At 57.9% G+C, this 6,436-nt stretch carries 8 protein-coding genes; 1 reads left to right on the forward strand and 7 read right to left on the reverse strand.

Translation table 11 applies throughout. From position 1 onward, the window contains the following. Nucleotides 1-77 precede the first annotated feature (77 nt). The gene (locus ACTG4M_RS11285) at nucleotides 78-671 is read left to right on the forward strand and encodes a biotin transporter BioY (RefSeq protein ID WP_439123761.1); all 594 of its coding nucleotides are present in this window, start codon (nucleotides 78-80) and stop codon (nucleotides 669-671) included. Nucleotides 672-813: 142 nt separating this feature from the next. Here ACTG4M_RS11285 and ACTG4M_RS11290 read toward each other — a convergent pair whose 3' ends face one another. From ACTG4M_RS11290 to ACTG4M_RS11320, 7 genes are all read right to left on the reverse strand, one after another. After that, nucleotides 814-1,080, reverse strand: a complete 267-nt coding sequence (locus ACTG4M_RS11290; RefSeq protein ID WP_439123762.1) for an amidophosphoribosyltransferase — start codon at nucleotides 1,078-1,080, stop codon at nucleotides 814-816. A 96-nt stretch (nucleotides 1,081-1,176) separates the two neighbouring features. Beyond that, nucleotides 1,177-2,634 (reverse strand): amidophosphoribosyltransferase, encoded by a 1,458-nt coding sequence (purF, locus tag ACTG4M_RS11295; RefSeq protein WP_439123768.1) that lies wholly within the window; start codon nucleotides 2,632-2,634, stop codon nucleotides 1,177-1,179. Nucleotides 2,635-2,754: 120 nt separating this feature from the next. Next, nucleotides 2,755-3,327 (reverse strand): CvpA family protein, encoded by a 573-nt coding sequence (locus tag ACTG4M_RS11300; RefSeq protein ID WP_439123763.1) that lies wholly within the window; start codon nucleotides 3,325-3,327, stop codon nucleotides 2,755-2,757. A 32-nt stretch (nucleotides 3,328-3,359) separates the two neighbouring features. After that, on the reverse strand, nucleotides 3,360-4,727 hold the full coding sequence (gene radA / locus ACTG4M_RS11305) for a DNA repair protein RadA (protein ID WP_439123764.1): 1,368 nt from the start codon (nucleotides 4,725-4,727) through the stop codon (nucleotides 3,360-3,362). A gap of 57 nt (nucleotides 4,728-4,784) precedes the next feature. Beyond that, a complete protein-coding gene (locus ACTG4M_RS11310) occupies nucleotides 4,785-5,630 on the reverse strand; it encodes a DNA repair protein (RefSeq protein WP_439123765.1) in 846 nt (281 codons plus the stop codon). Nucleotides 5,631-5,796: 166 nt separating this feature from the next. Next, nucleotides 5,797-6,237, reverse strand: coding sequence for a paraquat-inducible protein A (locus tag ACTG4M_RS11315; protein ID WP_439123766.1), 441 nt, complete (start codon nucleotides 6,235-6,237; stop codon nucleotides 5,797-5,799). A gap of 3 nt (nucleotides 6,238-6,240) precedes the next feature. Beyond that, nucleotides 6,241-6,436: hypothetical protein (locus tag ACTG4M_RS11320; RefSeq protein ID WP_439123767.1), on the reverse strand; the 196-nt coding region annotated here is incomplete at its 5' end.

Genomic DNA, 6,436 nt, shown 5'->3' on the forward strand with positions numbered 1-6,436 from the left:
AGAGGGCAGTGCTTGACTTGATGCTGTATTTGCAGAATGAACGGGGTCAAATGATAGTCAAACGAGGGACACTGGCCATGACACTGACGCACGCCGCATTGGGCAAGACAACTTTACTCCGCCAGGTGCTGCTTGCGCTTGGGGGTGCCGCGTTTATCGCCGCGGCAACACAGGTGTCTGTACCGTTTTTTCCGGTTCCAATGACGCTTCAGACATTGGCGATCCTGATCGTAGGCCTGAGCTTTGGTGCTCGTCTGGGGACGGCGACGCTGATCACCTATCTGGGCTATGGCGCAATGGGTCTGCCGGTCTTCGCCAATGGAATGAATGGTTTGGCTTTCGCCGGTCCGACAGCGGGTTTCCTTCTGGGCTTCGTCTTGATGGCTGGTTTGGCCGGTCTTGCGGCAGACCGCGGAATTGCCAAAGGATTCGTGTCCACAGCGTTTGTCACAATTGGCCTTGCTGCGCTGCTTTACGTGCCCGGCATTGCCTGGCCGATGGCCGTTGCATCCGCCACAGGTGTTGAGGCTGGCTGGGTCGGTCAGGACATCGGGTATTATTGGACTTACTTCATCGCACCTTTCCTGATCGGTGATGCGGTCAAGGCTGTGATTGCGGCGCTGGTTGTGTCAGGTGCCTGGAAGATCATCACAGGTCGGACCAAAGCATAACAAATTTTACCATTTGGTAAAAAAGGCCCCCGTCAAAAATTTGGCGGGGGCTTTCCTGTTTCGGGGTAGGGAGCTGTCCCCGTCGCGCAAGCGCGACTCCCCCGAGGTATTTCTGAACCAGAGAAGATCAGGTCTGTCTGGTTCAAGATTGTGAGGCGGGCATTTCGAGCCAATAGGCGGTGCCGTTATGTGCCAATGCGATGCGCCCGTCTTCGATGGCCACCACGGAGTGGCCGTTCACGCTGTCTCCTCGTGACACGGTGACGGTTCTGCCGCCGCGTCGTTTCAGCAAGGCTTGGAGCTCAGACGACGTGCCGAACGTTCCCAATAGAGTCAGCGTGCCACCAAGATCGTTCGTGGTTTCGGTTGCTTGCTGTGCAACCCGCGGCGGGAGAGTGTGTTGTGCCATTGCCCAAACTTCATTGTTGAGAATGCCCGCCACATCGCCGGGATCAAAGACAATTAAAAGCTGAGACGCATCGCCTGCGCGAAAGGCCGCCGAGGGTTACTCGGCAGCCTTCATCTGAAAGCCTTTTTCCAGCATATCAGACGGTTCGACCGGGTATTCGCCCGAAAAGCATGCGTCGCAATACTGCGGCGATTTCGCATCGCGGCCAGACGCTTCGCCCACCGCGCGGTAAAGACCGTCGAGCGAGATAAATTTGAGGCTATCGACGCCAAGATGGGTGCGCATTTCCTCTTCGCTCATGGTGGCTGCCAACAGCTTTTCCCGCTGCGGGGTGTCCACACCGTAAAAGCAGGGCCAGGCGGTGGGCGGTGAGGCGATGCGGAAATGTACCTCGGCCGCACCGGCATCAAGGATCATCTCTTTGATCTTGCGGCTGGTGGTGCCACGCACAACACTGTCATCGACAAGGACGACGCGCTTACCCTTGATCAGAGCGCGGTTCACGTTGAGCTTGAGGCGCACACCCATATTTCGGATCTGCTCGGTTGGTTCGATGAACGTGCGGCCCATGTACTGGTTGCGGATGATCCCCATGCCATACGGGATGCCGGATTCGTACGCATAGCCGATGGCGGCGGGCGTGCCGCTGTCGGGCACGGGGCAAACCAAATCGGCGTCTACAGGGGTCTCGCGGGCCAGTTCGACACCAATCTGGCGGCGGGTTTCATAAACCGACCGGTCGCCGATAATGCTGTCAGGGCGCGAGAAGTAAACATGCTCAAAAATGCAGAAGCGTGATTTCTGTGGTCGGAACGGGCGGATGGATTCAACGCCATGTTCTGCGGTGATCACAACCATCTCGCCGGGGTCGATTTCGCGCACGTATTCCGCGCCGATGATGTCCAGGGCGCAGGTTTCGGACGAAAGTGCCCAGCCGTCGCCAATCTTGCCCAGCACCAGCGGACGTACGCCCAGTGGGTCGCGCACACCGATCAGCTTGGTCCGTGTCATGGCGACAACTGAAAACGCACCTTCGACGCGTCGCAGGGCATCTTCCATACGTTCTGGGATATTGCGCTGAAGCGACCTGGCCATCAGGTGAATGATGCATTCGCTGTCGCTTGAGCTTTGGAAAATCGACCCGCGTTCAATCAGTTCGCGGCGTAGTGCGTCGGCATTGGTGATGTTGCCGTTATGGGCGATGGCAGCACCGCCCATCGAGAATTCCCCGAAGAACGGTTGCACGTCGCGGATCTGTGTCTGACCTTTGGACCCCGCAGTGGAATAGCGCACATGGCCGATGGCCAGTTCGCCGGGCAGGGTTTCCATCAGCTTTTGGCTGGTGAAATTATCGCGGACATAACCAAAGCGGCGGGCGCTGTTGAAGCCGTGGTCTGGGTGGTGCGAAACGATCCCACCAGCTTCTTGCCCTCGGTGTTGCAGGGCGTGCAGGCCAAGAGCGACGAAATTGGCGGCGTCGGTCACGCCGACCACGCCGAAGATTCCGCATTCTTCTTTCAGCTTGTCATCGTCAAAGGGATGGGCGGGTGGCATCTGGGTGTCGGACAAATCGGTACTCCGAATCCGTGGCAGCAGAGGATGCCCTCTCTTAAGCGCCATAGAGCCCAGTGTCACGAAACTATCATGTTTCCGCGACAGGTTGACGGATATTTATCAGGTGTCGCTGTCAGATGGGGCATCACAGACGCCGACAAGCGCTTCGTATTGAGCTGTGATCCAACCAAGTGCCTGCTCTGGGTTCTGATCTTCGATCTGGCCTGTAAAGCGGCTGAACACCACGGCAGAGCGGCTGTCGTCGATCATGGCGATGTCTTGTGAGGTGACAACCACCTGATAAACAAAGAACGCGACCGCCACGAGCAGCACGCCGCGCGCCACACCGAATAGGAACCCGAGCGCCTGATCGACGCCGCCCAAGGCAGAGCGTTGAACGATGGTGGAAAAAAGCGGTGTGAAAAACGACATGATCACGAGCGCCACGGTAAAGACGGCGGCAAAGCCCGCAATAACGCTGAGTTCGCAACTGCCCGTCAGAAAGTCACCCAGGACCGGGATCTCGGTCATCAGGGGGCGGACTTGCGGTCCGAACATGAAGCCAAGGATGGCTGCAGCAATCCAGCCCAGAATGGCCATGCCTTCGCGGACAATGCCCCGGGAATATGCCAGAAGCGCAGACAGAACGATGACGACGGCGACAACGCCGTCAATAATGGTGAACCCTTCCATCGGTCCCTTGCCCTTCTTTTTCTCGAGTGGCGCTAACCTGCGCCGAACACATCACCAACAAAACTGGCCAAAGCGTCGATTTCTGTGGCCGTAATCCCGTCACGGGCCACTTTGGTTCCACCCTTTGGCACTATCGCGGCGGTAAAACCAAGTTTTTGTGCTTCTTTCAACCGATTTTCGGTTTGCCCCACCGGGCGCAGTGCGCCGGATAGGCTGATTTCACCGAAAACCACGGTCTCGGCGGGCAGGGCGATGTCTTCGCGCGCGGACAAAAGCGCTGCCGCAACGGCAAGGTCGGCTGCAGGTTCGCTAACCTTCATACCGCCAGCCACGTTGAGATAAACATCCATGCCCGCAAAGGGGATGCCGCATCGCGCCTCGAGCACCGCAAGGATCATGGCAAGCCGTCCGCCATCCCATCCGACCACGGTACGGCGCGGTTGGCTGTGTGGCGTCGGAGCCACAAGCGCCTGAAATTCCACCAGAACGGGACGCGTGCCTTCGATGCCCGCAAAGACGGCTGATCCGGGGGACGGGTCACCGCGCTCAGAAAGAAACAGGGCCGAGGGATTCGCAACTTGCGCCAATCCGGCACCGGTCATTTCAAACACGCCGATTTCATCTGCAGGGCCAAAGCGGTTTTTGACGGCACGCAGGATACGGAACTGATGCCCGCGTTCGCCTTCGAAATAAAGCACCGTGTCGACCATGTGTTCGACGACGCGCGGACCTGCGATCTGGCCGTCTTTGGTGACGTGCCCGACCATGACGATGGATGTGCCGCGCCGTTTGGCAAAACTGGTCAGCTCGTGCGCCGAGGCGCGCACCTGGGCCACGCTGCCGGGGGCAGATGCAACATTGTCGGCCCACATGGTCTGGATCGAGTCGATGATCGCCAGATCGGGTTTTTCATTCTCCAGCGTCGTTAGGATGTCACGCAGGTTGGTTTCAGTGGCCAGTTTCACTGGAGCATCGCGCAGGCCCAGACGGGCGGCGCGCATGCGGACTTGGGCACTGGCCTCTTCGCCGGAGATATAAATGACCTTGAGACCGGCATTGGCAAAAGCTGCCGCCGCTTGCAGCAAGAGTGTGGATTTGCCGATCCCGGGATCGCCACCCACCAAAAGCGCTGAGGCCGCGACCAGACCACCGCCCAGTACGCGGTCCAGTTCTTCAAGATTGGACGTTGTTCGCGGTGGTGGGGCTTCGGTGCCGGAAAGGTCGCTCAGTGGCAGGGACCGGCCTTTGGACGCGCCAAGCGTTTTGGCGGCGGGGCCAGCAGCCAGCGGAACTTCTTCGACAATGGAATTCCATTCGCCGCAGGCATCACAGCGGCCCGACCATTTGGTCGTTGTTGCGCCACAGGATTGGCAGACGAAGGTCGCTGATGATTTGGCCATGACGCTGCTTGTGACCCAAGCCGCACGGCGCTGCAAGCGGCGGTGGTGCGCCTGGGGTTATTCGGCAGCGCGCCGCGCGAGAAGGGCGACAATGCGGTTGTCGTCATTGTCGGGGAATTGTGCGGGCTCCTCCCAATCGGCGGACGCACCATTCGTTCCAGTTGCAATGTATGCAGGTTTGCGATCAGGAATGCTTGGGTTGTTATCCACGGCATAAAGCTCGGGCAGGATTTCCGACAACTCGTCGTTTAGACGGGTCAGTTGCGCTTGTGCCACGCTTTCCTCAAGTTCGACCTTGTCAATCCACACACGCATTTCCGACGCGGTGGTCTTGGCCTGATCCAGACGTGTGTTGAACTCTTCGATCTCTTGCTGACGCTGGATCAGGAAATCGCGTGCGCGCTCAACACTGCGGTCGGAATATGTTTGTGCGAGGTCTCTGGCAATGTGACTCATCTGGCTGGCTACTTCGAGCACTGGCGGTTCTAGTTCGGCTAAATCCGGGTGATCTCGCAGAAAGGCCATGCGTTCGCGGACCGAATCAAATTCAGATCGCATTTTAAACACGCCTTCACGGTCAGACGAATGGGACAGACGATAGGCGCGGGCAACGTCTTCCATTGCGATTTGAAACCGGCGATGCGAAGTCTCAAGCGCCATGATACGAGCGTTTGCTGGCAGGAAAACGCATAGGCCCAGTAAGAGTGCCGTTAAGCCGATCTGTACCACCTGTCCGGCCTCTGGATAGGTGACACCCCCAAATGTTGCGGTCATCTCAAGCCACGGGGCATACCCAAAGGCACATGCCAGTGTGTAACCGAGCGCCCCTAAGCCAAGTACGGCAACAGCAACGAACATCGTCCGCTGCACTAGCCAACCCGTCGCAGCAATGAGCGAACGCATCGCACCAATCATCGGAAACCCCCAAATAACCAACGTAACTCTAAGCAACATCGGCGACTTTATGCCGAACGCGCGGTGGGACATACTGTTTTTTAACGATTTTTCAGACAGCCCACATAACTGTGACCAATGCGCAAAGATGCGTCGGATTGTTTCCAAAGCACGATCAATCGACCGTGGTGCGTGCTTCAATCAGGCTGATTAGCAAGGACGCGAGGATACAGCCAGTGAACAGGTAAAGCCCCCACGCGGTTTCGATACGTCCGATCCCGATGCCTTTTACAATGCTGATGTACAGCGCGATCAGAAATACGTCCGCCATCGCCAGTTTACCCGTCAGCGCCAAGACAGGCAGAGCGGCACGGCTTAGCTTTCCGAACTGCACCAACGCCAGACCAACCGTTTTTGCATAAGGCGCTACAAGTGCGAACAACGTAACGACGAGCGCCAAAAAAATATCTGTGCCCCAAAGCGATTGTAGTCCGGTCAGAACACTGATCTCGCTTAATCCAAAAAGCGGTAACAGTCCGGCGCGCATCAAAGGGGCGGACCACGCCACCGGGTAGAGGACCAGCAAAGATAGATTGATCCATTTTAGCGCCGTCATCAGTCAGAACCGTGTTGTAACCCAAAGGCCTGCAAAGCCCAAAACGCCGATCAGGTGCACCCAGTCGATCCAGCGCCAGCGCCGCGCGCGTATCATCATACTCGTGGCGAATACTGCTGAGGTGGCGAGCGGCAGTACTATCCCGCCACCCATCGCCATCACACTGGCGACCTGTGCGTAGCCCGGAACGGATTGCAGG

The organism is Marivita sp. (assembly GCF_965656765.1).
Taxonomy (GTDB): domain Bacteria; phylum Pseudomonadota; class Alphaproteobacteria; order Rhodobacterales; family Rhodobacteraceae; genus Marivita.

Excerpts from the sequence above, each read along its gene's own strand:
- ACTG4M_RS11310 (WP_439123765.1), bottom strand. The coding sequence starts at position 5,630 with ATGCGTTCGCTCATTGCTGCGACGGGTTGGCTAGTGCAGCGGACGATG.
- radA (WP_439123764.1), bottom strand. The coding sequence starts at position 4,727 with ATGGCCAAATCATCAGCGACCTTCGTCTGCCAATCCTGTGGCGCAACA.
- ACTG4M_RS11285 (WP_439123761.1), top strand. The coding sequence starts at position 78 with ATGACACTGACGCACGCCGCATTGGGCAAGACAACTTTACTCCGCCAG.
- ACTG4M_RS11290 (WP_439123762.1), bottom strand. The coding sequence starts at position 1,080 with ATGGCACAACACACTCTCCCGCCGCGGGTTGCACAGCAAGCAACCGAA.
- ACTG4M_RS11300 (WP_439123763.1), bottom strand. The coding sequence starts at position 3,327 with ATGGAAGGGTTCACCATTATTGACGGCGTTGTCGCCGTCGTCATCGTT.
- purF (WP_439123768.1), bottom strand. The coding sequence starts at position 2,634 with ATGCCACCCGCCCATCCCTTTGACGATGACAAGCTGAAAGAAGAATGC.
- ACTG4M_RS11315 (WP_439123766.1), bottom strand. The coding sequence starts at position 6,237 with ATGACGGCGCTAAAATGGATCAATCTATCTTTGCTGGTCCTCTACCCG.